Source organism: Arthrobacter sp. DMZ02-1R, assembly GCF_057747935.1.
In genome coordinates this window covers 971,490-996,160 of the sequence record NZ_CM173230.1, presented here as the reverse complement: position 1 = coordinate 996,160, position 24,671 = coordinate 971,490, and the positions used below count along the sequence as shown (strand labels likewise).

Annotated in this window: 22 protein-coding genes; 6 read left to right on the top strand and 16 right to left on the bottom strand. The window is 64.4% G+C overall.

Annotated elements, in window-relative coordinates:
- Positions 1-209 precede the first annotated feature (209 nt).
- The 7 genes from AC3ANQ_RS04675 to AC3ANQ_RS04645 all read right to left on the bottom strand — a co-directional run bounded on the left by AC3ANQ_RS04675 (position 210) and on the right by AC3ANQ_RS04645 (position 8,607).
- Positions 210-1,589, bottom strand: a complete 1,380-nt coding sequence (locus tag AC3ANQ_RS04675; RefSeq protein WP_488304041.1) for a rhodanese-like domain-containing protein — start codon at positions 1,587-1,589, stop codon at positions 210-212.
- Between the two features lie 108 nt (positions 1,590-1,697).
- Positions 1,698-3,164, bottom strand: coding sequence for an FAD-dependent oxidoreductase (locus AC3ANQ_RS04670; RefSeq protein WP_488304040.1), 1,467 nt, complete (start codon positions 3,162-3,164; stop codon positions 1,698-1,700).
- Between the two features lie 98 nt (positions 3,165-3,262).
- The gene (gene cobA, locus AC3ANQ_RS04665; RefSeq protein ID WP_488304039.1) at positions 3,263-4,519 is read right to left on the bottom strand and encodes a uroporphyrinogen-III C-methyltransferase; all 1,257 of its coding nucleotides are present in this window, start codon (positions 4,517-4,519) and stop codon (positions 3,263-3,265) included.
- 85 nt (positions 4,520-4,604) lie between these two features.
- Positions 4,605-5,639 (bottom strand): LLM class flavin-dependent oxidoreductase, encoded by a 1,035-nt coding sequence (locus AC3ANQ_RS04660; protein ID WP_488304038.1) that lies wholly within the window; start codon positions 5,637-5,639, stop codon positions 4,605-4,607.
- A gap of 35 nt (positions 5,640-5,674) precedes the next feature.
- A complete protein-coding gene (locus AC3ANQ_RS04655; protein WP_488304037.1) occupies positions 5,675-6,622 on the bottom strand; it encodes an ABC transporter permease in 948 nt (315 codons plus the stop codon).
- Positions 6,612-7,349, bottom strand: coding sequence for an ABC transporter ATP-binding protein (locus AC3ANQ_RS04650; protein WP_395798417.1), 738 nt, complete (start codon positions 7,347-7,349; stop codon positions 6,612-6,614). Before AC3ANQ_RS04650 ends, AC3ANQ_RS04655 begins: the two co-directional genes overlap by 11 nt.
- 103 nt (positions 7,350-7,452) lie before the next feature.
- Entirely contained in the window at positions 7,453-8,607 is a 1,155-nt protein-coding gene (locus AC3ANQ_RS04645) for an ABC transporter substrate-binding protein (protein ID WP_488304036.1), read from the bottom strand.
- Positions 8,608-8,915: 308 nt separating this feature from the next.
- Here AC3ANQ_RS04645 and AC3ANQ_RS04640 point away from each other — a divergent pair, with 308 nt between their 5' ends.
- Complete coding sequence (locus tag AC3ANQ_RS04640) at positions 8,916-9,140, top strand: helix-turn-helix domain-containing protein (protein ID WP_488304035.1); 225 nt, start codon at positions 8,916-8,918, stop codon at positions 9,138-9,140.
- Positions 9,137-10,417, top strand: a complete 1,281-nt coding sequence (locus tag AC3ANQ_RS04635; protein ID WP_488304034.1) for a type II toxin-antitoxin system HipA family toxin — start codon at positions 9,137-9,139, stop codon at positions 10,415-10,417. The genes AC3ANQ_RS04640 and AC3ANQ_RS04635 overlap by 4 nt, the downstream gene beginning before the upstream one ends.
- 101 nt (positions 10,418-10,518) lie before the next feature.
- Here the strand turns inward: AC3ANQ_RS04635 and AC3ANQ_RS04630 are convergent, their stop codons facing one another.
- The 5 genes from AC3ANQ_RS04630 to AC3ANQ_RS04610 all read right to left on the bottom strand — a co-directional run bounded on the left by AC3ANQ_RS04630 (position 10,519) and on the right by AC3ANQ_RS04610 (position 16,203).
- On the bottom strand, positions 10,519-11,931 hold the full coding sequence (locus AC3ANQ_RS04630; protein ID WP_488304033.1) for a sulfate adenylyltransferase subunit 1: 1,413 nt from the start codon (positions 11,929-11,931) through the stop codon (positions 10,519-10,521).
- A complete protein-coding gene (cysD, locus tag AC3ANQ_RS04625; RefSeq protein ID WP_488304032.1) occupies positions 11,931-12,917 on the bottom strand; it encodes a sulfate adenylyltransferase subunit CysD in 987 nt (328 codons plus the stop codon). Before cysD ends, AC3ANQ_RS04630 begins: the two co-directional genes overlap by 1 nt.
- Complete coding sequence (locus AC3ANQ_RS04620; protein ID WP_488304031.1) at positions 12,914-13,630, bottom strand: phosphoadenylyl-sulfate reductase; 717 nt, start codon at positions 13,628-13,630, stop codon at positions 12,914-12,916. Before AC3ANQ_RS04620 ends, cysD begins: the two co-directional genes overlap by 4 nt.
- Entirely contained in the window at positions 13,627-15,372 is a 1,746-nt protein-coding gene (locus AC3ANQ_RS04615) for a nitrite/sulfite reductase (protein ID WP_488304030.1), read from the bottom strand. The genes AC3ANQ_RS04620 and AC3ANQ_RS04615 overlap by 4 nt, the downstream gene beginning before the upstream one ends.
- 132 nt (positions 15,373-15,504) lie before the next feature.
- Positions 15,505-16,203 (bottom strand): sirohydrochlorin chelatase, encoded by a 699-nt coding sequence (locus AC3ANQ_RS04610; protein WP_488304029.1) that lies wholly within the window; start codon positions 16,201-16,203, stop codon positions 15,505-15,507.
- 63 nt (positions 16,204-16,266) lie between these two features.
- Here AC3ANQ_RS04610 and AC3ANQ_RS04605 point away from each other — a divergent pair, with 63 nt between their 5' ends.
- On the top strand, positions 16,267-16,938 hold the full coding sequence (locus tag AC3ANQ_RS04605) for a trimeric intracellular cation channel family protein (protein ID WP_488304028.1): 672 nt from the start codon (positions 16,267-16,269) through the stop codon (positions 16,936-16,938).
- 13 nt (positions 16,939-16,951) lie between these two features.
- On the top strand, positions 16,952-17,374 hold the full coding sequence (locus AC3ANQ_RS04600) for a hypothetical protein (RefSeq protein WP_488304027.1): 423 nt from the start codon (positions 16,952-16,954) through the stop codon (positions 17,372-17,374).
- Between the two features lie 108 nt (positions 17,375-17,482).
- Here AC3ANQ_RS04600 and AC3ANQ_RS04595 read toward each other — a convergent pair whose 3' ends face one another.
- From AC3ANQ_RS04595 to AC3ANQ_RS04580, 4 genes are all read right to left on the bottom strand, one after another.
- Positions 17,483-18,301, bottom strand: a complete 819-nt coding sequence (locus AC3ANQ_RS04595; RefSeq protein WP_488304026.1) for an endonuclease domain-containing protein — start codon at positions 18,299-18,301, stop codon at positions 17,483-17,485.
- A 486-nt stretch (positions 18,302-18,787) separates the two neighbouring features.
- Positions 18,788-19,891, bottom strand: a complete 1,104-nt coding sequence (locus AC3ANQ_RS04590; protein WP_488304025.1) for a polyprenyl synthetase family protein — start codon at positions 19,889-19,891, stop codon at positions 18,788-18,790.
- Positions 19,892-19,900: 9 nt separating this feature from the next.
- Positions 19,901-21,244 carry a geranylgeranyl reductase family protein gene (locus AC3ANQ_RS04585; protein WP_488304024.1) on the bottom strand — a complete coding sequence of 448 codons (1,344 nt, stop codon included), beginning with the start codon at positions 21,242-21,244 and terminating at the stop codon, positions 19,901-19,903.
- Positions 21,245-21,266: 22 nt separating this feature from the next.
- Positions 21,267-22,043: a demethylmenaquinone methyltransferase gene (locus AC3ANQ_RS04580; RefSeq protein WP_488304023.1), complete on the bottom strand. Its 777-nt coding sequence runs from the start codon at positions 22,041-22,043 to the stop codon at positions 21,267-21,269.
- Between the two features lie 151 nt (positions 22,044-22,194).
- Between AC3ANQ_RS04580 and AC3ANQ_RS04575 the strand changes: the two genes are divergently transcribed.
- The gene (locus tag AC3ANQ_RS04575; protein ID WP_488304022.1) at positions 22,195-23,517 is read left to right on the top strand and encodes an isochorismate synthase; all 1,323 of its coding nucleotides are present in this window, start codon (positions 22,195-22,197) and stop codon (positions 23,515-23,517) included.
- A gap of 199 nt (positions 23,518-23,716) precedes the next feature.
- Positions 23,717-24,670, top strand: a complete 954-nt coding sequence (locus AC3ANQ_RS04570) for an ABC transporter substrate-binding protein (RefSeq protein ID WP_488304021.1) — start codon at positions 23,717-23,719, stop codon at positions 24,668-24,670.
- Position 24,671: the final 1 nt, after the last annotated feature.

Sequence of the window (24,671 nt, the reverse complement as noted above, 5' to 3'; positions counted from 1 at the left end):
CCACGCCCGCTCACATCTGTCGGACTTTTTCCCCACGCCCGCTCACATCTGTCGGACTTTTTCCCAACGCCCGTTCACTTCAATTGAGCGAGGATCCGCAGGAAACACCCCAAAGGTGAGCGAGGATCCGCAGGAAACACCCCAAAGGTGAGCGAGGATCCGCAGGAAACAACCTAAAGGTGAGCGAGCGTCCGCAGTGGCCCGAGCATCTAGGCCGGAGTGGCGCGTGTCAGTTCCACACCGGCGTCCGCTGCCTCGCGGAAGGCTGCGTCAATGAGCACGACGTCGCGACCATCCCTGTGCAGCAGGCTTGCGGCAACACCGGCCCGGTAACCGGAGGTGCAGTGGACCCAGATCCTCGCGTCCGGCAACTGCTCCATCCGGAGCAAAAGCTCATGAAGCGGAACGTTCACCGCGCCTTGCACGTGCGAGGCGGCATATTCCTCGGTTCGGCGCACGTCCAGCACGGTGTCTCTGGGGGTTCGGGAGCGCACCAACCCCGTCCAGTCGGTGCGCGGATAGCTCACCAAAGGGATACCGGGAGCAAGCTCTCTGGGATCCCCTCCGACTGCGGCGTCCGGGGAGTCGATTCCGATCCTCGCGAGGTCGCGGATGGCCTTTTCGACGTCGTCGTGGGCACCCAGCAGGGTGAGCGGCTGGTTCCATGGCAGGACCCAGCCCAGGTAGCTCGTGAAGCTCGATCCGGTCCCGTATTCAAAGGCCACGCTGCCGCGCAAATGGCTTGCGGCGAATGCCACGCGGTTGCGCAGGTCCACCACCCATTCCCCATCCTCGAGCCGGCGCTCCAACTCCGCGGCTTCCACCGATTCCGGTACATTCAGCTCCGCGGGGCCCGGACCGAGGGAATTGAGCGGGCTCATGTGGGCGTAGTAGCTCGGGTAGGCAGTGATATTGGCGAGGAGGTGCTGGACAAAGTGGTCTTCGTCCGGGTCGGTGAGCGCATGGTTGGTGGCGGCTTGCTCCCCAATCGTCGAGGCGGGGATCCTGCTCGCGGGACCGATGGAGCAAAAGGAACCGAAGCCATGCGTGGGATACAGGACCGCGTCCGGGGCTGCCTCAGCCACGAGCCGCCGAACTGAGGAGTACTGGTCATGGGCCAGCCCGGCAGTGTCTTCGGAAGCAATCAAATCAGTCCGGCCCACCGAACCGTAGAGCAGGCTGCCACCCGAAAACACGGCTTGCCGCACGCCCGCTCCGGGGTCGGGGTCCGAAACCACATAGGCCAGGTGCGTGTGCGTATGGCCCGGGGTGGCCACTGGCTTGACGGAAAGTCTGCCTACCTTGAACGCCTGCCCAGGAACAACTGGCTCACGTTCAAACGCGACGCTGTCCGCGGCATTCACCAAGTAGCGGGCGCTGTGGGCAAGGGCAAGGATGAGGCCACCCGTGAGGTAGTCGTTGTGGAGGTGGGTTTCAGCAACGTGCGTGATGGCCACCCCCTCACTGCGAGCGGCTGTTTCAACGCGGTCGGTATCGCGCTGGGGGTCGATCACAAGCGCCACAGTACCGTCATGAACCAGGTAGCTGCGGTCCCCCAGCTGGGTCGTTTCAACGACGACAACTTCCATGAGGCGAGTCTAACCCCGCCACTTAAGAACAACGCGGGGTCACTTAGCGCCCGTTCCGATGCTCCGGATGGGCGCAAAGTGACCTCGCGTTGCTCTAAGGCAGTGGTCCTAGACCTGGGCCGCCACGCCGTCGCGGGAGATGTCCACCATGTCACCACGCGGCACAACCTTGATGCGTTCGCGCTTGACCTCGACGCCGTGCGATGTACCAGCTTCGGAAGCGGCGGCACCCAAAGCAAGCTCGTGGGCGTCCAGTGCCAGCCAGCCTTCCCAGCTGGTGAACTTCACGCCGCGGGCGTCCAGGAGATCGACGACGGCGTCCGCCTCGGGAACTGCGGCGGACGGCAGGTTTTCGCGGTCTTCCAGGAGGTACGTGACTGTCTCCAGCGCGTCACCCTTGGTGTGACCGATAAGGCCGATGGGACCACGCTTGATCCAACCCGTGGCGTACAGGCCAGGAACGGGCTCTCCGGAAGCGTCCAGCACGCGGCCGCCGTCGTTCGCGACGACCCCGCGCCGGTGGTCGAACTCGACGTCCGGGAGGGCGGAACCGAAGTAGCCGATGGCGCGGTAAACGGCCTGGACCGGGTAGTCGACGAATTCGCCCGTACCGCGTGCGTTGCCCGTTCCGTCCAGCTCAGTGCGTTCGAACTTGATCGCGGCAACCTTGCCCGGGGCCTCAGCGGAATCCACGATCTCCACAGGGCTGTGCAGGAAGTGCAAGTGCAGGCGGCGGGAGGCCTTGAGCTCGGAGAGGTCCTCGGGCTGCTCTGCGATCCAGTTGGTGAGGGTGCCCACCATGGTCTTGGTCTGGTTGTTTGTCTGGATCTGGCGGTCCGACTCTTCGTCGAACTCGAAGTCCTCGGCGTAGAGGATGATGTCCACGTCCTTGGAGTGCGACAGTTCGCGCAGCTCCAGCGGGGTGAACTTCACCTGCGCCGGTCCGCGACGGCCGAAGACGTGAACGTCCGTGACCGGGGATGCCTTGAGGCCGGCGTAGACGTTATCCGGGATTTCGGTGACCAGGAGGTCATCGGCGTGCTTGGAGAGGACACGGGCCACGTCCAGTGCCACGTTGCCGTTGCCGAGCACAGCCACGGAGGTGGCTTCCAACGGCCATTCGCGGGAGACGTCAGGGTGGCCGTCGTACCAGGAGACGAAGTCGGCGCCGCCGAAGGAGCCTTCAAGCTCGATGCCCGGGATGTTCAGGTCCGCGTCCTTGATGGCTCCGGTTGCGAAGATGACGGCGTCGTAGTGTGTGCGCAGGTCTTCGATGGAGATGTCCGTGCCATAGTCCACGTTACCGAAGAAGCGGATGTCGCCGCGGTCCAGGACCTTGTGCAGGGCGTTCACGATGCCCTTGATGCGGGGGTGGTCCGGGGCAACGCCGTAGCGGATCAGGCCGTAGGGGGCCGGGTAGCGGTCGAAGAGGTCGATGCTGACAGTCAGCTCGCCGCTCTTGACGGCCTCGCTCTTCGTCAGGATGTCCGCAGCGTAGACGCCTGCCGGGCCGGAGCCGACGACGGCGACGCGCAGCGGGCGTGCAGCGGTTCCTACGGTGGTGCTAGATGACACGGCTGTGTTCCTTTTCAGTGTGCTTCCCAACTAGCTCGCATTTGTTGTCGTTTTGAGGGCTCATAACGACACCTACTGCGAGCTAGTTGGGTGAGGGGCTAGGGGGTAACGACGCGGGGCTTGTTGGGGCTCAGGGTGCTGTAGTCAGCGGTCTTGAAATGCTCGGGGGCGAACGGGCTGACACGCACAACATCGCCGATCACAATCACTGCGGGATTTGCGACGCCGGTGGCCTCGGCTTGGTCGGCGATGGTCGCCAACGTGCCGATCGTGACGCGCTGTTCGGGCATGTAGCCGTTCTCTACGATACCTACCGGTGTGTCCAAGGGCATTCCGGATGCCGCGAGGGCTGCCGCGGATTCGCGGAGTTTGGCGACACCCATGAGCAGGATCACGGTGTGGTCGGGACGGGCCGGGACCTCGGACAGTTCTTCATGGCCGGTCACCACGCTGAAACCCTTTGCGAGTCCGCGGTGCGTCACGGGAATGCCTGCTGCCGCCGGCACGGAAATTGCTGAGGTGACACCGGGAACCACTTCAACCTCGACGCCGTTCTGCCGGCAGAATTCCGCTTCCTCGCCACCGCGGCCCAAGACATAGGGGTCGCCGCCCTTGAGCCTGACCACGCGGTGGCCGGCGAGCGCCTCCTCCACGAGGATCCGGTTGATCTCCAGTTGCGGTACGGGGTGGTGGCCGGGCGTCTTGCCGACCTCGATCACGCGGACGTCCGGCGCGAGTTCCTGCAGCAAGTTGCGCGGTCCGAGGCGGTCCGCGACGACGACGTCGGCCTGGCCCAGGAGACGGCGTCCGCGGACCGTGATGAGCCCTGAGTCGCCGGGACCGCCACCCACGAGGGCGACGCTTCCGGTTGAAGCGCGACGACGGCGGAGCGGCAGGTCGCCGACCTCAAGTGCGGTAGCAACGGCGTCGCGCAAGGCCATGGCGCGGCGAGGGTCTCCCCCGGCGTTGATCGCGATCTTGACGTCGTCCACAACGGCGACGGCCGGGGTCCATGCCGCCGAGGATTCGTGGTCCGAGGCGTTGACGCACCAGATGCGCTGCGCCTCGGCGTCGGCGGCTACCTGGGCGTCAACAGCGGCAACGCCAGTGGCCGTCTGGACGAACCAGACGCCGTCGACGTCGGAGGAAAGGTAAGTGCGCGGCTCCCAGGTGAGCAGGCCGGAGGCTGCGAGTTCGCGGAGCGCGTCAGAGGCAACGGGGGCAACTACGGTCACCCGGGCGCCGACGTCGAGCAGTCCCTTGGCGCGTCGCGCAGCCACGGGTCCGCCGCCCACCACCAGCACCGGGCGGCCAAGCAGCCGCAGGGCTGTGGGGTAGATGTCCTGTATTGCCATGAAAAAACTGTAGGGCCGGGCCGTAACATGCTTCAAAGGTCCGGAAACACCAGTTCACGCTAGGTAACCCTGCGTCACATTCCTCTCACGGTGTGGGTGCTTCCCAGCCGATCGCCGGCGCCACATATTTAGCGATGTTGCCTAGCAGCTTGGCGTTGTAGTCCACCCCGAGTTGGTTGGGCACCGTGATCAACACCGTGTCCGCAGCCTGGACCGCGGCGTCCTTCGCGAGGTCCTCCGCCAAAGCATCGGGCTCGCCTACGTAACTCTTTCCGAAACGCGACAGGGCACCGTCGAGCATGCCCACTTGGTCGCGGTTCTCTACCTGAGCGCGGAGCCCGAAGTAATGTTCGTCCTCGGCGTCCACCACAGGAATGATGCTGCGGCTGACCGAGACTCGCGGCTCAAAGCCATGTCCAGCTGCTGCCCACGCCTCCCTGAACATCTTGATCTGTTCAGCCTGGAGCTGGTCGAACGGAACCCCGGTGTCCTCAGTGAGGAGCGTGGAACTCATCAGGTTCATGCCCTGTTCGGCGGCCCAGACAGCGGTCTTCCGGGTGCCGGCGCCCCACCAGATGCGCCGCGGCAGCCCGGGCGACGTCGGCCGGATCGGCAGGAGGCCACGGCCGCCGCCCATGAAGGAGGGATCCGCCTCTGCCACCCCCTGGCCTGCGATCGCGTGTCGGAATACTGCGGTGTGGCGCCGGGCCATGGCGGCATCATCTTCGCCTTCGGCTGGCGCGTAGCCGAAGTACCGCGCGCCGTGCAGTGCCGGCTCGGGTGAACCACGGCTGATGCCCAACTGGAGCCTGCCTTGGCTAATGAGATCCGTGGCTGCTGCTTCTTCGGCCATGTACAGGGGGTTCTCGTAGCGCATGTCGATCACGCCGGTGCCCATCTCGATCCGGCTGGTCCGTGCCGCGATGGCAGCCAACAAGGGGAACGGCGAGGCCTGCTGGCGCGCAAAGTGGTGCACGCGGAAGAAGGCTCCGTTGATACCGAGCTCCTCCGCCGCTACTGCGAGGTCGATCCCCTGCAGCAGGGCGTCGCCGGCCGAAGGAGTCAGCGAGCCTTGGACGGGCCCCCAATGGCCGAAGGAGAGAAAACCGATTCGTTTCATGCCCGCGTCAACCACAGGGTGGGCCGGGTAATTCCTTAGCGCGTGCTCCCCGCCAGCAGGCCTCGGCGCAACAGGAGGCGGCGCTCAATCGGGGCGAACACCACGAGCTCGATCAGGATGCCCACAAACAAGATGGCCAGGATCGCGGACATGACCGTGGCCATGTCCGACAGAGTGCGGCCCTGGTCCAGGAGCGAACCGAGCCCGAACCCGATGGTGCCGCCCACCGCGATGATTTCGGCAGCCATGAGGGATCGCCAGGAGAAAGCCCAACCCTGCTTGAGGCCGCCGAGGTAGCCTGGAAGGGCCGCCGGCAGGACAATCTGCAAGGCCATCTGGAGTCGCGATGCCCCGAGGACCTTGCCCACGCTCCGGTACTGCGGCGGGATCTGGTCCACGCCGGAAATCAGCCCGTTGATGATGGATGGGATGGCCCCCATCAGAACGACGAAGTACACGGTGCCGTCCGATAGTCCGAACCAGATGATGGCGGCCGGAACCCACGCCACGGATGGAAGCACCTGTAGCCCCGAAATGAGCGGCCCGAAGGCACGGCGCAGCGGCTGCACTTGCGCGAGGAGCAGGCCCAGCGGAGTGGCCACGGCAACGCTGATGAGGAACCCGATCACGCCGCGTTGGAGTGAGGTCAGGACGGCTTCCTGGGCTTTGCCCTCGGCCCAGAGAGCACCGAACTGGTTGAGGACATCAAGCGGGCCTGGAACTTGGTCACGGCGTTTGAAACCGAGGGAGACGTAGAACTGCCACGCCAGAATGAGCACCAGCAGCGCTGCAATGGGGAGGATGACCCGGGTCCAGTCAACGCGCGCCTTGCGGTGTGCGTCCGACTGCAATTTGTCCAGGCCGGCCTCAAGGTCCCGGAGCTCATCCGGGTTTCCCTTCAGGGATGGCGAGGTGATGTGCCGGGACTCCGAAGCTTGCTCGGCGTTCTCCTCGACAAGTCGGGTTTCCTGTTCAATTGGCATGGCGGCGGATCTCCTCTCGCAGGCGGCGGGTAATGGTTCCAGTCAGTTCCCCGGCACGGCCGGCGTCGGTCCGGTGTTCCTCGGAGACGTTCCATTCGGCCACAACCCGTCCCGGACGGGAGGACAGCAAGAGCACCCTCTGGCCCAGCCGCACGGCTTCGCGCACGTTGTGGGTCACGAACACGATGGTGCGGCCGGTTTCCTTCCAAATCCGCTCCAGCTCGTCGTGGAGAAGGTCGCGGGTGATGGCATCGAGCGCGGCGAACGGTTCGTCCATGAGCAGCAGCTGCCGGTCCTGGGCCAAAGCGCGGGCCAGTGCGACGCGCTGGCGCATGCCTCCGGAGAGCTCGTGCGGGCGCTTGTCCCCCGCGCCGCCCAAGTGGACAAGGTCCAACAGTTCTCCTGCACGGGCAGCGCGCGAAGCCTTGCTTGTGCTGCCGGACTTGTCGGCCAGCTTCAGCGCGAGTTCGATGTTGCCACGGGCCGTGAGCCACGGAAACAGCGCTGAATCCTGGAACATGAAGGCGGCGCCGTCGCTGGGCACCTCCAGAGCGCCCGACGTCGGCTGGTCCAGTCCCGCGAGGATGTTCAGCAGGGTGGATTTGCCGCAGCCAGACGCGCCCAGCAGAGCGACGAACTCGCCCTGCTGGATGGTGGCGTTGACGTCGTCCAACACCGGGGCGCCGTCGCCGAAGCGTTTACCCAGGTGTTCCAGTACGACTGGCATGGTCCCGTCCTTCGTTTGTTGCATCGTTTGTTGAATGTGCACCCAACTAACTGGCAGTTGTTGTCGTCATGAGCCATCAGAACGACAACAACTGCTAGTCAGTTCAGTCCTGGCCCAGTCCTGCGGCCGATGTCTTCTGTCCTGTGACGCCGTTGAGGGCGCGGAGGTCGAAGATCCCGTTGATGTCTGCGGGTTTGGTGATGCCCGCGTCCACCCCGTCTTGGAGGAGTTTCTTGTACGTCCCGGCGAGCGGGTCCACGGTGAAGGTGATGTTCTTCAGGGAGCGGTCGATGACGTCGGCCGGGAGGGTGCTGCCCGCGCTCGCCTTCAAGGCGGCGTTGATCGCGGTGGCCTTGTCCGCGGCCGAGGCGGTGTTGAGCCACTTGACCGAGGCTTCATGGCCCTGGAGCAGGGCCGTCACGGTCTCGGGGTGCTCTGCGGCGAACTTCTTGCTGACGATCAGGATGGTGGTCGGAAACTCGCCTTTCTCCCACAGGTCCTTTTCGTCCACCAACACCTTGCCTCCGGCCTGAAGCACCAGGCGGGAGGCCCACGGCTCTGGCAACCACGCGCCGTCGAGCTTCCCGTCCTGGAAGAGCTTGAGGGTCTGGGCGTTCTCGGTCGGGTTGACGGCGACGTCGCCGCCGCCGTTCGGGTTGGTCTTCAGGCCCTGCTTGCCCAGCCAGGCGCGCAGCGCCACGTCCTGGGTGCCGCCGAGCTGCGGAGACGCCAGGGTCTTGCCCTTGAGGTCCGAGGCGGAGTTGATCCCAGGCTTGACCACCAACTGGGCACCGCCCGAGGCCGCGCCGGCGATGATGCTGATGGATTCGCCCTTGCTCTGGACGAAGGAGTTGATGGCCGGGTTCGGGCCGATGTACGTGGCGTCGATCGCGCCGGCGTTCAAGGCCTCGATCGCGGCGGGTCCGGCGTTGAACACCTGGGTGCTCAGCTTCGTGCTGCCCAGTTTGCTGGCGATGATGCCCTTGCTCACCCCGACCAGGGCCGGGGCGTGCGTGACGTTGCCGAAGTAGCCCAGCCGCAGCTCCGCCGCGGGCGACGTGGCCGCCGCGGGCTTCGTTTCGTTGTTCTTTGCGACAACCGATGCCACGGCCGCGCCGGCGCCGATCAGGAGTACGAGGCCGACGGCGATGCCGATCTCGAGCGCGCGGCGGCGCTTGGGCTTGTTGCTTTCACCCGCGACGATACGGACGGTTCCCGGGTTCGGGGCCGGCGGCGTGGGTTCTGGAGTCTTTGACATGGTGATCCTTGAAGTGCGTGGAGGGGTTGGGCGGGTTGTCAGGCCCCGCGACATCGCCCCGAGAGGGCAGGCAAGGACCAATCCGAAGAGGTCATGGATTCACCATAGGGACTGTCATAATTGCCGTTCAATGACCCGGAAACCCGGGGTCACGCACGTTCATGCGGCGTCACAATTGGACCGAGAAAGTCACCTCCCTCGTTGTCGCCGTACAGCGACAGGGACCATTGTCGCCGTACGGCATCAAATGTTACTGTTGCCGTACGGCGACAATCATGGAAGTAGCCGTACGGCGACAGGGGTCTTTCATGTTTACAGTCCGCGAGGCAGGGCCCCTTGTGCGAGAACTCCGTGAAGAACAAGGTTGGACGCAAGCCGAACTCGCACGCCGGGCCGGAGTGTCCAGATCGTTCCTGGTGGACCTGGAGGCTGGGAAGTCTACGGTTGAAACCTGGAAATTCATGGACGTCTTCCAAGCGTTAGGCTACGAAATCGCCATCCGGAACCGTGAAACGGGCAAGGTCCGCTGGTGAGTACGCGTGAATTGCTCGTCTACCTGGACGGCATACTGTGTGGCCACCTGGAACAGACTTCGGGTGGCAACCTGACTTTCAAATACGACGATACGTATCGTTCAGGCCCCAGCCCAACGCCGTTGTCCCTCTCGATGCCGTTGGCAGTGACGGTCCATAAGAAGCGTGCAGTGCTCCCCTTCTTGCAGGGGCTCTTGCCGGACAGCGAGGAGGCTTTGCGAGCCATTGGCCGACGCTTCTCAGTCTCGCCAAGCAATCCCTTCGCAATGCTGGAGCACATTGGCTCCGACGTAGCTGGAGCTCTTCAGATTTGCGGCCCGGACGCACGCCCCGCCGACCGGATCCTCCAGCGACACGACGTCCGGCCCGTCGTCGAATCGGAGGTTGCCACGATGCTGGACCACGCCGTGTCGGAATACGCGGATGGCACGCCCTACGACGACGGAGCTGGCCGCTTCAGCGTGGCGGGCGCCCAGCCCAAGATCGCGTTGCACAGAATGGCCGACGGCGGATGGGGCGTTCCGCATGATGCGACGCCGACCACCCACATCCTCAAGCCCGCCACCGGACCGTTCAGTCGGCTCGACATCGTTGAGCAGATGACCATGCACGCGGCGTCCGTGCTGGGAAATGACGTCGCCAAGTCAGAAATCATTTCCATCGGCAAGTGGGACGTCTTCGTCACCGAACGCTACGACAGGGCCTTGGCTGATGGGACCTGGCGGCGGCTACATCAGGAGGACCTGTGCCAGGCCTTGGGCGTGTCGCCTGAGAAGAAGTACCAACACAGGGACCGGGGGCCTGGTGCGGCCGAGATCGCCCAGTTGTTCCGGTCGCTCCCCTTGGACTCCGATCGCCGGGCAACGGGAGAAAAGTTCTACAGGGCCTTCGTTTTCAATGTCATCGCAGGGTGCACGGACGCCCATGCAAAGAACTATTCGCTGCTGCTCCACGGCAACCGCGTGAGCCTGGCACCGCTCTACGATCTGGCTACCTACGTCCCGTATTGGAATGGCATGACCAGGATCGACAGCGCGATGAGTGTCGGCGGGGAATACAGTCTTGAACGTATTAGCCGGGCAAGCCTTGCAGGGCTGGGTCCCAAGTTCGGGCTCTCGGTCGATCAGGCCAACGAAATCGTCACGGAGGTTTCCACCGGCGTGGTCCCGGCCTTTGAGTCCGCCCGCGCGCAGATTAAAGCTCGAGGCCCGGAAGCACGCTCAGTTGCGGACGATGTTCTGGGTGGATTGGTCAAGCTCCCACTAGTTGGTCCCTGACCTGTGTGCTTCCCAGACGCAAAAAACCGCAGCTTGTTTCCTATCCCGGCCCTTGAAGGCGGGGTTTGGGAAACAAGCTGCGGTTCCGCTGACCAACAAGGTCAGATGACGTAACGTTCGTCTTCGTGGTCGCCCGGGTGGTCCATCACCAAACCGGCAGCCAGGGTGTTGCCGTCCACGGGATCGATCACCAGGAACGCGCCCGTACGGCGGTGGTGCAGGTAATTCTCGAGGGGCAACGGCGCGGCCAGTCGAAGCTGGGCGTTGCCGATGTCATTCAGCTCGAGACTGGAGGCAGCCTCCACGTTGAACGTGGCCAGGTCCAGCTTGCCCGTCACATTGCGCACCAGCGCCTGGACAGTGCGGGTCCCGTGCTTCACGAGCACCTTGGCACCTTCACGCAGCGGCTTCGGCGAGAGCCAGCACAGCGCTGCGTACAGGTCGGCCGAGCTCTCGCGCACCGTTCCTGCCGCAGCAATGGTGTCACCGCGCGCGATGTCGATCTCATCGGCCAAGCGGATCGCCACGGACTGAGGAGCAGTGGCCTCGACCAGCTCATTCCCGGCGAAGTCGATACCCGTCACCGTGGTGATCCGGGGCTCATGGCCCGGGCTCAGGACGGTGACTTTGTCGCCGAGCTTCACGGTCCCTTCCGTGATCTGGCCGGCGTAGGCACGGTAGTCGCGGTACGCCTCGACGTCGAGCCCCGCGGCGACGGCGTCCGGAGCCAGCGCGCCTTGCGGGCGGATGACCAGCTGGACCGGGAAGCGGAAGCTTTCCAGGTGGCTTTCAAGCTCGTCGGCGGCCGGAAGGGTTTCCAGGACCTCGAGCAGGGCTGGGCCGCTGTACCAAGGGGTGCGGTCCGAGCGGTCCACCACGTTGTCGCCGTCGAGCGCTGACACCGGGATGACCACGACGTCGGCAATCCCGTCGCTGCCCAAGCCAAGCTCGCGCGCAACCTTCTGCACATCCGTCTCGATTTCGCGGAAGACGGACTCGCTGAAGTCCACGAGGTCGATCTTGTTCACGGCGACGATCACGTGCGCCACGCGCAGCAGCTGCAGCACAGACAGGTGCCGGCGGGTCTGCTCCAGGACTCCCTTGCGGGCGTCAATGAGCACGACGACGGCATCCGCAGTGGACGCGCCCGTCACCGTGTTCTTGGTGTACTGAACGTGGCCCGGGCAGTCCGCGAGGATGAAGCTGCGGCGGTCGGTGGCGAAGTAGCGGTAGGCGACGTCGATGGTGATGCCTTGTTCCCGCTCAGCACGAAGGCCATCGGTCAGGAGGGCAAGGTCGATCGCCTGAGTGCCGGTGGCGCCGGCTCCGCCGAAGCCACGGTCCGCTGAGGTGCGGGCCACGGCGTCGAGCTGGTCGGCGAGGATCGCCTTGGAATCGTGAAGAAGGCGTCCCACCAAGGTGGACTTGCCGTCGTCAACGGATCCGGCCGTGGCGAAACGGAACAGCGTGGATTCGCGCAGGCCGGTCTCCAGGAGTGAAGTCTGAGTGCTCATTAGAAGTAGCCGTCCTTCTTGCGGTCTTCCATGGCTGCCTCGGAGATGCGGTCATCTGCACGGGTGGCGCCACGTTCGGTGAGTGTGGATGCGGCAACTTCGACAACTACGTCGGTAACCGTGCGGGCGTCGGAAAGAACCGCGCCGGTGCAGGACATGTCGCCCACAGTGCGGTAGCGGACGAGCTTCGTGATGACTTCCTCATGGGGTTTAGGCATGGAAACCTCACCGACCGCACGCCACATGCCGTCCCGCTCGTAGACCTCGCGCTCGTGGGCGTAGTACAAACCGGGCAACTCAATGCCTTCGCGCTCGATGTAGCGCCAGACGTCCAGCTCGGTCCAGTTGCTGATGGGGAATGCCCGCACGTGCTGGCCCACTGTGTGGCGGCCGTTGTACAGGTTCCACAATTCAGGGCGCTGGTTGCGGGGATCCCACTGGCCGAACTCGTCCCGCAGGCTCAGGATGCGTTCCTTGGCACGGGCCTTGTCCTCGTCACGACGGCCGCCGCCGAAAACGGCGTCGAACTTGTTGCGCTGGATGGCATCCAGGAGCGGCACGGTCTGCAGCGGGTTGCGGGTGCCATCGGCACGTTCGGCGAGTTCGCCACGGTCGATGAACTCCTGCACGGAGCCCACCACGAGCTTGAGGCCTAGGCGCTCCACCGTACGGTCGCGGAAATCAATGACCTCAGGGAAGTTATGACCAGTGTCCACGTGTAAGACGGGGAACGGTACCTTGCCCGGCCAGAACGCCTTGGTAGCCAGGTGCAGCATGACCACGGAGTCCTTGCCACCGGAGAACAGCAACGCAGGCTTCTCGAACTCGGCAACAACTTCACGGATGATGTGAATGGCCTCGGACTCCAACGTGTCCAAAGACGAGAGGCGAGCCGATCGCAGAGCCGGAGCGGCAGTCGGCGTCTCAGCAGCGTCGGTTTCCAGCACAGACAGCTCCAGGTCCTCGTTGGTGATTTGGGTGCTCATACGTGTAGTCCGCATTCTGTCTTGTCGGTCCCTGCCCAGCGGCCGGAGCGGGGGTCCGCTCCTGGGGCCACTTTCCTGGTGCAGGGCTGGCATCCGATGGACGGGTAGCCCTGGCTCAGGAGGGGGTTGACGGGAAGGATGTTGTCTTCGGAGTACTGGACCAGCTGGTCAAAGCTCCAATCGGCCATCGGGTTGACCTTGACCAGGCCGTTCGTCTCGTCCCAGGTGATCAGCGGAGTGTTGGTCCGGGTGGGGGCCTCGTCCCGGCGGACACCGGTGAACCAGACTTCGTAGCCGGCCAGGGTCCGTCGCAGCGGCTGGACCTTCCGGAGCGCGCAGCACTGGGCGGCGTCGCGGGCAAACAGGTCCTTGCCGAGAAGGCGGTCCTGCTGCTCCACGGTGTTCTCCGGAAGTACGTCCACGATGTTCACACGCAGGTTCGCGGCGACCTCATCCCTTGTGGCGTGGGTTTCCGGGAAGTGGTAACCGGTCTCCAGGAAGAGAACGTCGACGCCGGGAAACTGGTCCGCGACAAGAGCGGGCAGCACGGCGTCGGCCATGGAGCAGGCCACGGCGACGGCGGGCAGTTCGAAGTTGCGGGCCACCCAGGCGATGACGTCGCGAGCGGGCGCGTTCCAGCCGAGCTCTGCGGCACCGGATTCGGCCAGGGCCTTGAGTTCGTCGTGGGAGCGGAGCTGGGTGGTGGTTGTCACTGGAGATCTCCTTCATCTGCGGAGTGTGCCCATTCGGCGAAGGTCTGGCCCTCGGCGCGGTCTGCCACGAATTTCCGGACTACCCGCTCTACGTAATCGGGCAGGTCCTCGACATAAACCTTGAGGCCGCGTACGGTGCGGCCGAGGCCTGCTTCTTCGCGGTCGGAGGAAGCCAACCCGCCGCCCAAGTGGACCTGGAAACCCGGGGTGGGGTCGCCGTCGGGCGTTGGCAGCATCATGCCCTTCAGCCCGATGTCCGCGGTCTGGATGCGGGCGCAGGAGTTGGGGCAGCCGTTGATGTGCAGGGATAGTGCCTGCGGCAGCTGACCGCTGTCCGCGAGGTCGGCCAGGCGGCGTTCCAATTCGGCAACGGCGGTGGCTGCCGTGACCTTGGTTTCCACGATGGCAAGCTTGCAGAATTCGATGCCGGTGCAGGCGATGGTGCCGCGGCGGAACACGGACGGACGGGCGGAAAGGCCCAGCGTGTCCAGTTCGGCGACGAGCGGTTCCACCTGCTCCTTGGCGACGTCCAGCACAACGATCTTCTGGTGCGGCGTGGTGCGCAGGCGGAAGGACCCACGGGCTTCGAGCGTGTCAGCCAGTTTTACGAGCTGGCTCCCCGAGAGGCGACCAGCCAACGGCGTGGCACCGATGAAGAACTTGCCGTCCTTCTGTTCGTGCACTCCAACGTGATCGCCGGGTGTAGAGGGCTTGGGCGCCGCGGGGCCGTCCGCAAGCTTGAAGCCGAGGTATTCGTCTTCAAGGATCTGGCGGAACTTCTCCGGACCCCAGTCGGCCAGGAGGAACTTCAAGCGGGCCTTGGTGCGCATGCGGCGGTAGCCGTAGTCGCGGAAGATGCTGGTGACGCCGAGCCATACTTCGGCGGCTTCCTCGGGCTTCACGAACGCCCCCAGCCGCTTGGCCAGCATGGGGTTCGTGGAGAGCGCGCCGCCCACCCAGAGGTCGTAGCCGACGCCGAGTTCGGGGTGGACCATGCCGACCAAGCCGAAGTCGTTGATCTCGTGGACAACGTCCTGCGAGGGATGGCCGGTGATGGCGGTCTTGTACTTGCGCGGCAGGTTGGCGAGCTCGGGGTCGCCGATGAAGCGCTCCGCGAGTTCGTTGATCAGCGGCGTGGGATCGATGATCTCGTCCTTGGCGATACCGGCAACCGGGGAGCCCAGGATGACGCGCGGGACGTCGCCGCAGGCCTCGGTGGTGGACAGGCCGACGGATTCGAGACGGCGCCAGATCTCCGGCACGTCCTCAACGCGGATCCAGTGCAGCTGGATGTTCTGGCGGTCAGTCAGGTCGGCGCTTCCGCGGGCGAAGTCAACGGAAATCTGGCCGATCACGCGCAGTTGCTCGGTGGTGAGCGCGCCGCCGTCGATCCTCACGCGAAGCATGAAGTACTTGTCCTCGAGCTCGTGCGGCTCAAGCGTGGCGGTCTTGCCGCCGTCGATCCCGGGCTTGCGCTGGGTGTACAGGCCCCACCAGCGGAAGCGGCCGTGCAGGTCCGTGCCGTCGATCGAGTCGAAGCCGTGCTTGGAGTAGACAGACTCGATACGCTCACGGACGTTCAGCCCGTTGTCTTCCTGCTTCCAGGCCTCGTTGGCGTTGAGCGGCGTGGTGCCGTCAACCTTCCACTGGCCGTGGGGTTTAGCGGCAGGACGGGCGGTACGGGCCGGGCGCTTGGGTGCAGCCTCGTCCGCAGACGCTCCGGCTAGAGCTGTATCAGTCATGCATCGACTGTAGAACCGCCCAGATTTCTCCAACAATGGAGCAGAAACGAAGAGTCACCTAGGGAAACATTTCGTCACGAACCGCCGTGGGACCTTGTTCGAGAGGCCCCGCTATGCATTCGAAAGAACGGTTCAGGAGCGCGCGGCGATGACTGCGTCGTAGCGTTCCAGGGCGATCTCCGCGAGCACCGGAGAAGGCAGCAACGGCGCCGTCACGACGTCGGCCCCGGCCTTGGACAGCTGGTCGTGAAAGTAGCCCGTGGCCAGCAGGTATGAGGACACCACAACCCGGCCGCCGTCTTCGGTGTGTTCCGCGCGCAGGGCCGCGACGCCGTCGGGCACCGTCGGTTCGGCACTGGCACCATAGGCGACGCGCACCTTGTTGGGCAGCAACTCGGCGAGCTGGCGCGCCTGCTCTTCAGAATCGACGGAACCGTCCGGCAAGGATGAGCCTGCGGCAGCCAGCAGGACGCCGTCGTCGTCGCCCAGACCGGCGTCGCGCAACCGTGCGGCGAGCAGCTCCGCGAGCCGCGGATCAGGCCCCAGCGGCGGCGCCGCGGACACCTCCGGGCGGGACTTGATCGCCTTCGGGATGTCCACCTTGACGTGGTAGCCGGTGCTGAGCAGCAAAGGAACGACGACGGCGGGGGTGCCTTCCGGGAGGCCGGCCACCACGCCGCCCAACTCGGGCTCCTGGACGTCCACGTAGGCCTCAACAACCGTCAGGCCAGGACGGAGGGCCTCGATTTCAGCCATGACCTGGCGGATCGCGGCCTGCCCTTCGACGTTCCGGGTTCCGTGGGCGCACGCGATCAAGACGGGGCTGTTCATGGGTGCAAGCGTAACGTTGGGCAAGCAGGATCGCCCGTCTGTGAACGAAGAATGGAGTTGCATTTGTTCACGTTTGACCTCGCGCTGGTATGGCTGGATCTGGCCGGCGTGTTCTTTTTCGCTGTGTCCGGGTCCTTGCTCGCGGCCAAGAAGCAGTTCGACATCATCGGCTCTCTTCTCTTGGCTTCGCTCGTGTCCCTGGGCGGCGGCGTCATCCGCGACATCATCATCAACGCCGGCCCACCCGCGGCGTTCACCAACCCGGTCTACCTGGTGCCGCCTTTGTTGGCCGCCGTGCTGGTGTACTTCCTGTTTTCAAGCATCCAGCGCTTTACCTCGCTGTTGACACTGTTCGACGCCGGCGGGCTGGCTTTGTTCTGCATCACCGGAACGCTCAAGGCGCTGGCCGCAGGGATGAATCCGGTGGCTGCAATCCTGTTGGGCGTCACCACGGCCGTGGGCGGCGGACTGCTCCGCGATATCACCGCCAACGAAATCCCCACGCTCTTCGATGCCCGGGATCTGTACGCCCTGCCGGCCTTCAGCGGAGCGGCACTGACGGCCTTGCTCTGGAACACGGGTGCCTTCAACGGGCTGACTGCGGCTCTGATTGCCGCCTTGGTTTTCGCCTTCCGTGTGGTGGCTTGGCGCCGAGGTTGGCGAGTGCCCTTAGCAGTCCGTGGATGGCATCGCGCCGGGGTCTCGACGGGCGCCGATTCACGTGCCCGCGATTAGCTAGGATGGGAGCATGACTGACATGTTCCTCGAGAAATTCCGCGCGCTTGTACCGAAGTATCTCGAGGACGAATGGCAGGAAGAAGACGGCCTGACCGCCTCGGAACTCGACGAGGCCTTGGCCGGCCACTCGTTCACGATTCCCATGGTTTTGCGCGAGTTCTACCTCGCTCTCGGTGGCTGCGAGGACCTCATGGAGGCTTACCACTACTTCTGGGACCCCGAGGAACTCGAGGTGGACGACGAAGGCTTCCTCATGTTCCTGGAGGACGAGGAAGAGCAATTCACCTGGGGCTTCCGCGTAGGCGACCTCGGCGTCCCCGATCCCATCGTTTGGCGCCGCAACAACGCCCGCGGCCAGTGGAAATCCGAAGAGGGCACGTTCTCCGAGTTCGTGTTCGACATGTTCGACTGGGCTTTCAGCGACGAAGACTAGGGGTTTGGCCGGCCCGGAGCTTTCTCCCCATCTTTGGGCTAAGTTAGGCCCTCGAGCCCATTGTTTCCGAGGGCGCTCCGGTCCCGGCCGGGCCAAAACCGGGGAGTTTCAGCGGCATCCTTGGCGAAGGACTTGGAGAACCTCGGAAAGCACGGTTTCTCGCTGATACACAATCTGCGAATAGTCGTATCTGAGAACCAGAAAGCCTTTCACCGTTCCTGCGTTGTTGCGGCGCCTATCCTTCTTGACCTGCCGAGGCTGAAGATGGCTCTCTCCGTCCACTTCCACAATCAGCTTTCCCTCCAACAAGAAGTCCACAATGCCGATTCCGGGCAATTCGACCTGCGTCTCGGTATGGATGCCGGCCTGCCGGAAAAGTATCCGCGCCACGACCTCGATCGGAGAATCTGCCGAACCGTCCACGAGTGGGAGTGCCTTTCGGGCCGCCCCGTTCCGGTTGCCGGGCAGCCTCTCACGGAGGTAATCGAGATTGGTCCGGCCTTGGAGGAGGGCACTTTCCACCATGACGGCTGCCTCGACGTCGGGCAGGCAACGGAGGGAATGCAGCAAGGTATCTGTAAGGCTGGCCACTGGACGGATGTGTCGCGTCTCCACCACTGACTCCCGGTGGACCACAAATCCCTTGGCGTTGCCGTGCCTGCACAGTAAATGGAGGGTCCGGGGTTCGTGCAGAACCCAGATGCCGTTGTGCCGGGCTCCGGATGCGCACGTGAGCAGCCCGTTGGCGCTGAGGGCAGCGACGATATCTTCCTGGGCACCCGGCAAGGCCAGGACACCCCTGCGCCGCCGCACGATCTCCCCGCCAGCGACCACTGCTCGGATGGCACGGTCGGAGAAGCCAGCCTGCTTCACCGTGGAAGTTCTCGCGGCCGAGCCAGCGTATTTGAGGAAGCCAACGAGGTCCATGAGAAAACTTCAGCAGTGCGGCGTTGACGCCGGAAGGTGAAGGCTCCTCTATGTGGATAAGCGGGCGGGCGCCGAAACTCCCCGGTTTTGAGCGACCTGCCGGGATATCGACGCCGAGAATTCAGGCCTTGTGGGCTAGGGCAGCTCCAAAGGTGGGGAATTCACGACGCGAAGGCCCCGGCAAACTTCCAAACTTCGGAAAATCTATTGACCGGAAAAGTTGCACCCGTGACAAACCTGTCATATGCTGTAACCGGATTCACTAAATGCCTCCGGTGAATCTGATGCGAACGGAGATTATGGTCCCGGTTCGTTGCAGCGCGTGACTCGTAGCGTTGCAAAGAACCGGGGCCATTGCATTTAAGCCCGTCCCCGCCCAAGTAGCTAGCAGTTGTTGTCGTTCTGACGCGTCAAAACGACTACAGCGTGGGCCCACGCCGCTAGGGTTCCCTGGCCGAGCTTGCGAGGCGAGGGTGGCGGTGGGGACTAGCTGGCGCGCTCCACCACGGCGTGGGCGAAGTTCGTGAGCGATTCCTTGACCACGCCTTCGGGCAACGGCTTCAAGGCCTCGATGGCTTCCGCGGACCACTGACGCGCGATCACCCAGGATTCAGCGGTGACAGGGTGCTCGCGCAGCCCGGCGACGGCCAGCGCCAGCGCCTCATCGGAGGACAGGTCGCCGTCCACCAGCTTCAAGAGTTCGACGGCGGACTGGTCGCCATTGTCGGCAGCCTTGCGGAGCAGTAGGACGGGCAGGGTGGGGACGCCTTCGCGGAGGTCCGTCCCCGGGGACTTGCCGGACTTGACCTTCACGCCGGTGACGTCAATGACGTCATCGGCCAGCTGGAAGGCCACGCCTACCTTCTCGCCGTACTCCACGAGCACGTCCTCGAAGGCCTCGTCGGCGCCGGCGAAGATGGCACCGAGCTGGCCGGAGGCGGCAACCAAGGAACCGGTCTTGTCGGCGATAACGGAGAGATAGTGCTCCACGGCGTCTTCGCCCTCACGCGGGCCAACGGTTTCGTGCAACTGGCCCAGGCACAAGCGCTCGAAGGTGCGGGCCTGGATTCCCAGGGCACGCGAACCGAGTTCGGACACCAGGATCGAGGCCCGGGCAAAGATCAGGTCGCCAGTGAGGATTGCCACCGAGTTGCCCCAGACTTCGTGGGCCGTCGGGGCGCCCCGGCGGTAGGGAGCCGAGTCCATCACGTCGTCGTGGTAGAGGGTTGCGAGGTGCGTCAGTTCAACCACGACGGCGGCCTGGACCACTTCCGGACGGGAGGCGTCACCTAGGTGGGCGCACAGGAGGGTCAACAGCGGACGGATACGCTTGCCGCCGGCTTCCACCAGGTGACGCGACGTTGCGTCGGCCAGGGGGTCCGAGTTGGCAATTGCTTCGCGGAGCTGCTTTTCCACGCGGGCAAGGTTGGTGGTGATGGCAGGACCCAGCTCCACGTCCTTGGCGATAGCCGCAAAACCGGCAGGAAGCTGCAGGCCAGTGGCAATCGCGGTGGTGGTGGGAGCGGGTTCGACAGTCTCCGGCAGGCCGTGACCGGCGTGCGTCCAACTGTGTTCGGCAGAGTGAGTCACGGGTTAACCCTAACTTTTCGCGGAGGAAAGCGTTGATTCGGTGCCGGCACGGGTGGAAGCGGCGGTGGACGTGGTGTTGGACGTGGCCGGGACCAGCATCTCGAGGACGCGGATGGCGCGGTCCTCGAAACCCTTGGCAGACGCATCCGTGAGGTTGGCGAGCATCCGCACCACGAAGCGCATCAGCACCGGAATGGGCATGCCAGTCCGCAGCGCGAGTTTCATGACGGCAGGCTTGCCGATGAGTACAGCAAAGACGCGCCCCAAGGTGAAGTGTGAACCCCACTGGTCCCGCACGTAGTCCGCGTACCGCGAAAGGTGCGCGTCGGCGTCGTCGGCTGTCCATCCCGCTGAACGCGAACGGGACGACGCGTCGATGATGAACTCGGCCGCAAAACGGGCTGACTCCATGGCGTAGGAAATGCCCTCGCCGTTGAACGGGGAAACCATGCCGCCGGCGTCGCCCAGGAGCATGAGCCCCGGCGAGTAGTGCGGGGTCCGGTTGAAGCCCATGGGTAGCGATGCGCCGCGGATCTCCCCCACCTGGTTTTCCGGAGTGAAGCCCCAGTCGGACGGCATGCCGGCGGTCCATTCGCGCAGGACCTGCTTGTAGTCGAGCTTGCCGAATTCCTTGGAAGAGTTCAGGATTCCGAGGCCAACGTTGGACGTTCCATCCCCGACGCCAAACACCCAACCGTAGCCGGGCAGCGGCTTGCCGGACTTGCCCGGCAACTCAAGCCAGCCTTCCATCCAGTCGTCGTCGTGGCGGGGCGAGGTGAAATAGGTGCGGACTGCGACGCCCAGCGGGCGGTCATCGCGCTTGTGCATGCCGAGCGAAACGGCTGTGCGGGTCGAGTTGCCGTCCGCGGCGAGTACGACGTCGGCATGGAAGTCGCGCGTCTCGCCCGTCTTGCGTCCGGACTCGTCGAGGATCGCCGCACGGGCGCCGATCACCCGCCCGGAGTGGTCGCGCAAGGCTTCGGTGACGGTGTGGCGTTCGAGGACGACTGCGCCGGCGGCCTGGGCATGCCGGGCCAGCTCCTCGTCGAATCCGAGGCGGGTGCGGATAAGTCCGTACGTGGGAAAGTCGGCAACTTCGGGCCAGGGCAGCTCGATGGTCCGGCCGCCAGCGATCAGCCGGAGCCCCTTGTTGCGGCGCCAACCCTCGTCCTCGGCATGCGGAAGGCCGAGCTTCTGGATTTCGCGGACCGCGCGGGGAGTGAGCCCGTCACCGCAGACCTTTTCGCGCGGGAAGCTGGTCTTCTCCAGCACCGTCACGGCTATTCCAGCCCGGGCAAGGTAATACGCGGCGGTGGACCCGGCTGGTCCTGCGCCGACTATCAGTACGTTCACAGCGTCCTTGTTAATGAGCCGGTTAGCGGGACTGATCGCCGGCTTGGCGGCGCGGCTTGATCTGGCGGCGCAGCTTGGCCACGGGGACGCTGGCGGTGTGCGGACCGGCGGGCTTCTGGGCCCGGTGTATTGCCACGATTCCACCGCTCAGGTTGCGGTAGTTGACGTCCGTCCAACCGGCTTCCTGCAGCCAGGCGGCCAAGTGGTCCTGGTCCGGCCAAGCGCGGATGGACTCGGCAAGGTACACGTAGGCGTCCGGGTTGGAGGAGACTTTGGTGGCGATGGCGGGCAGTGCGCGCATCAGGTATTCGGTGTACATCGTGCGCCAAAGGGGCACCACCGGGGCCGAGAATTCTGCGATGACCAGGCGTCCGCCGGGCTTGGTGACGCGGAGCATCTCTTCGAGGGCCTTGTGCGGTTCGTTGACGTTACGCAGGCCGAAGGAAATGGTGCACGCGTCAAAGGAGTTGTCGGCGAAGGGCAGATTGGTAGCGTCTCCGGCAACGAAGTTGATGTCCGGACGGCGGCGCTTGCCAACCTTCAGCATCCCCAGCGAGAAATCGCAGGCTACAACATCCACTCCGGCGTCGGCGTAAGGTTCGCTCGAGGTACCGGTACCGGCAGCCAAGTCCAGGACCTTTTGGCCCACCCGAACATCCATCGCTTCCACGACGACGCGGCGCCAACGCCGAGTCTGACCCATGGACAGGACATCGTTGACGACGTCGTATTTGGGGGCGACATCGTCAAACATCGTCGCAACTTCGTCCGGACGCTTTTCCAAGGATGCTCGGTTCACCCTGCAATTGTCTCAGACAAAATTGGGAAGAACTTTCGGGGCGCTCCGTTCATGCCCGGGTTCCCGTCCGAGTTCCCGGGCTAAGGCTCCCGCCGGGGCGCCCGTCCGGCGAACGCGGTTACCGTTGCCTGCGGAGTAATGTTGTTCCATCATGACGAGCACGCTCCGCACCTTGACAGTCCCCCTCGATGTTGATTCATCCTCCGGGGGGCTGCCGTCGTTTCTGGTCCGGGACGATGTCCTGTGCTGGTCCCGCCGCGAGAACGGGCTGGTGGGCTTTGGCGAACTCGCGCGCTTCACTGCCACCGGGCCTGATCGCTTCCTCGAGGCCGATATCTGGTGGCGCCACCTCGTCATCGAGGCCGACGTCACGGATCCCCTCGAGATCCCGGGCACCGGTCCCGTAGCCTTTGGCTCCTTTTCTTTCTCCAAGATGTCCGCCTTTGAATCGCGCCTGATCCTTCCGGAGATTGTGGTCGGGATCCGGGACGGGCAGTCCTGGCTCACCCAGTTGACGCTCGACGACGTCGAACTCACCGAGGCGGGCGCCCTCGCAGCCTTTGCGGGCTGGCTCAGTCCTGCGGACGGCGGGCTTGCAGCGGCGGGCGGCTCCGGCGTCGGGGATGGGAAGGTCGCACTGGAGAGCGGTTCGCTGAGCGAAGCCGACTGGAAGCAGGCCGTCGCCGACGGCGTGACGGAAATCCGGACAGGAAAGCTGCAGAAGCTCGTCCTCGCCCGTGACGTAGTGGCAACACTGCCCGACGGCGTCAACGCCGCGCAGGTGCTGCAGCAGCTGGCCAGCCGTTACCGCGAATGCTGGACTTACGGCGTCGACGGTTTGGTAGGGGCGACGCCGGAGATGCTCATCCAAGTGGAAGGCCGCACGGCACAGGCGCGTGTCCTGGCCGGGACGCTTGACCGGCGCGATGCGGAGGGGATGGACGGCTCCCCTATGGAATACGCCGAACGCGTACTTGCCGGTTCCGAGAAGCAAAGGCATGAGCACGAGATCGCCATCCAGTCGCTCACCACCCAACTTGCGCCCTTCTCCGAAGCCATGAACGCCCACAGTGAGCCGTTCATCCTGGAGCTGCCCAATGTGTGGCACCTGGCCTCGGACGTGAAGGCTGAACTCGCCGATATCGAGGGACATGTCCCTACGTGCCTCGCCCTGATCAACGCACTTCACCCCACGGCCGCCGTGTGTGGCACGCCTACTTTGGTTGCCGGGGAACTGATCCGGGAGCTTGAACACATGGACCGCGGGCCCTATGCGGGGCCGGTCGGATGGCTCGACGCCGCGGGCAACGGTGAGTGGGGTATCGCACTGCGTGGTGCCATCATCGAGAGCCCAACAACCGTCCGCTTGTACGCGGGCTGCGGCATCGTTGAGGGCTCCGTTCCCGAGGCCGAGCTGGCCGAGACCTGGGCCAAATTCCGGCCGATGCTTGAATCGCTGGGTATCAACAGCTAAGACTCCAACGCCACGATTCCGCTCCGCACCCACCCCCGTGGATATCTGGGATGCGAGACAATAGCCGTGGCAGGGGTCTTGATTTTTTACTTGGTAGGTTATCCAATAGTAAAACTTAGTTTTCTGTGACGCACATCTCATGTTCGGCGCTACACTATGAACCGATAGTTTCGCATCCACTGCAAAAAAAGGTAAGAAAATGCAGAAATTCCGTTCGCTTCCGGTCAGTTCGACGCTCAAGGCTGCAACCATCATCGCAATCGGCGCCTTGGCACTGACTGCCTGCACCAACGCCTCAGAGACCGGCCCGTCGAGTGCCGCCTCGCCTTCCGGCAGTGCTAATGCAAGCTTTGACCCCACTACCATCGCCAAGGACGACACGCTTGCTGCCTTGGTTCCCGCGGCCATCAAGTCCAAGGGCACGCTGACCGTCGGCTCGGACACCACCTACGCTCCCGCCGAATTCCTCGGAACCGACGGCCAGACTCCGGTCGGTTACGACGTCGACATCGCCAAGGCAATCGGTGCCACACTCGGCCTGAAGGTCCAGGTGCAGACTGCCGAATTCACGGGCATCCTCCCCGCCCTCGGCCCCAAGTACGATCTCGGCATCTCCTCCTTCACCATCAACCCCGAGCGACTCGGCGCCGTCAACATGGTCAGCTACTTCAACGCCGGCACCGCCTGGGCAGTGCAGAAGGGCAACCCCAAGAAGTTCTCCTTGGATGACGTCTGCGGCAAGTCCATCGGTGTGCAGACCGGCACCGTCCAGGAAGACCCGGACCTCTCCGGCCGCAACAAGAAGTGCGTAGCTGACGGCAAGCAGCCCATCAACATCGTCACCCTTAAGAACCAGACCGACGTCACCACCAGGCTCGTCAACGGCAGCATCGACGCCATGGCAGCCGACTCCCCCATCATCGGCTACGCCCTGACCCAGACGAACGGCCAGCTTGAGAAGCTCGGCGACGTTTACGACGCCGCTCCCCAGGGCATCGCCGTTGCCAAGTCGGACACCGCCCTCGCCGATGTCATCCAGAAGACCCTGACCAAGCTCATGTCTAATGGTTCATACAAGAAAATCCTCACTGGCTGGGGCAACGCCGAAGGCGCCATCACCAAGTCCGAGGTCAACCCGGCGGTCAAGTCTTGAG